This window comes from Dietzia sp. CW19 (assembly GCF_014145265.1).
Taxonomy (GTDB): domain Bacteria; phylum Actinomycetota; class Actinomycetes; order Mycobacteriales; family Mycobacteriaceae; genus Dietzia; species Dietzia natronolimnaea.
The window spans coordinates 1-1,859 of the sequence record NZ_JAALEE010000477.1; the positions used below are offsets into that span (position 1 = coordinate 1).

Consider the following 1,859-nt stretch of genomic DNA (forward strand, 5'->3'; position numbering starts at 1 on the left):
CGAGCGACCAGGTGAGCAGCGCGCCCAGCGCGATCACGGGCTCGGGCCGCAGTCCGTTGTTGAACGCCATCCAGAAGGCCAGGAAGAGCGCGGCGCCCGTCCAGCGCGGCCGGTGCCAGGTGCGGGCGAGCCGGCCCAGGCGCGGGACCACCTCCCGGCTGATGATCAGCCACGCCAGGATGCCGCACGCCAGGGTGGGCAGGCGCATCCACGGGCTCGCGGTGGACACCTCGGCGAACAACCGCAGGATCTCGTAGTACCAGCCCACGGGCGACTCGGGGGATCCGAGCCAGCGGTAGTAGTTGGCCATGTACCCGCTGGGTCCGGCCGACCGGGCCATGGTGAGGAGGTAGCCGTCGTCGGAGGTGTTGGCGCCGACGAGGTGCCAGAACCCCAGGACGCCCACCACCACGCCGTCCACCGCCGACAACCGGGTCCACGAGCGGGGGACGAACCGGCGGTCGGACCGTCCGTCGATCCCGTCGAGGCGGTGCAGGAACACCACCGAGGCGAGGGTGGCCAGGACCCCGAGCACCATCAACGCCAGCTTGAGCGCCGTGGGGCTGGAGGAGTAGCGGGAGTCGACGGTGATCTCCACCGTCGACTCGCCCAGCCCGTCGGGCGCGGAGGTGGGCGTGAGGTCCGTGAACACCCCTGTCACCTGCGGGCGCATGGTTCCCGGGACGGCCGCGCTGACCGGGTCCTGGCCGTTCTCGTCGTCGTCCCCGCCCTGGCCCCCGACCTCGGACAGGCCGGTGAGCTCGGCCACCAGCACCCCGACCTCGGCCCTGACCCGCAGCGACTCGCAGGCCGGGTCCCGGAGGGTGGACAGGGGGACCGAGAGCAGGGTGGTGTTGCGGACCGCCACCTCGATGGCGGGGTCCCCCGCGGCGTCGGCGGAGCGTTGCACCACGAGGCCGTCGGAGATCCGACCGGGTGCGCCCTCGGGCAGGGTCGAGAACACGATCGTGTCGTCGGGAACCTGCGACAACGGGCCACACGGTGCGGTGATGGTCAGGTCGAGCGGTCTCCCGGAGACCAGCGGCGCGGTGACGGAGGCGTAGTCGGGTCCGGCGGTCCAGCGCACCTCGGTGGTGTCCTGGTGGACCGGGAGGAACCCGGACAGGATCGCCAGGAACGCGCCGAGGAAGCCGGTGATCACGGCCAGCCGTCGGTCGCGGTCCATCCCCGGGTAGGGGTGCCGCCCGAGGGGGCGCCGGTCGCTCGCCGTCACAGTGGGGTCACCTCATCGCACCACGATCACGGCGAACGGTCCGACGTCGTGGACCTCGAAGTGGGGGCCCTCCACGGCCTCGGCGGGGATGGTGACGCCGAACCGGCGCACGTTGGGGTCGTTGGGATAGGTGTCCTCGGCCAGGCGCAGCGCGTACCCGGAACCCGAGGGGCGGGCGACCACGGCATCCGGGCGCCGCCACGGCGTGTCGTTCATCATGGCGTACAGCTCGTCGCCGCTGGTGGCGTCCTCCCAGCCGAGCATCACCTCGTTGCGCTCGTCGTACCGACCGAGCGGGTTGGCGTAGTGGGAGGTGACGGCCTGGTAGGCCAGGTACGGGTGGTAGGCCAGGAAGGCGTCGGCGGTGCTGACGACGACGAGGTCGGTCTTCTCGCGGCCCGGGAACGCCTCGAGGATGACCCTGTCGACCTCGGCGTAGTGGGACTCGGGCCCGGGCGGGAAGCGGTCGGCGCGCTCGCCGTCGCCGTCGGTGTCCGTATAGGCCAGTCGGATCTCCTCGTGCAGGTGATCGGGGATCCCCTGCGCGTGGGCGAGTGCGGCGAGGGTGGCCACGACGCCCACGACGGCGGTGGCCCGGCGACGCCGGTCGGCGGCCTCGGCGGCG

At 72.6% G+C, this 1,859-nt stretch carries 2 protein-coding genes; both read right to left on the reverse strand.

Annotated features, from left to right (window positions below; translation table 11 throughout):
• On the reverse strand, nt 1–1,234 hold a 1,234-nt coding region (locus tag G6021_RS13720), incomplete at its 3' end, for an arabinosyltransferase domain-containing protein (protein ID WP_347238333.1).
• Between the two features lie 12 nt (nt 1,235–1,246).
• Nucleotides 1,247–1,859 (reverse strand): arabinofuranosyltransferase (locus tag G6021_RS13725; protein ID WP_182617506.1); only part of this gene is annotated, 613 nt, incomplete at its 5' end.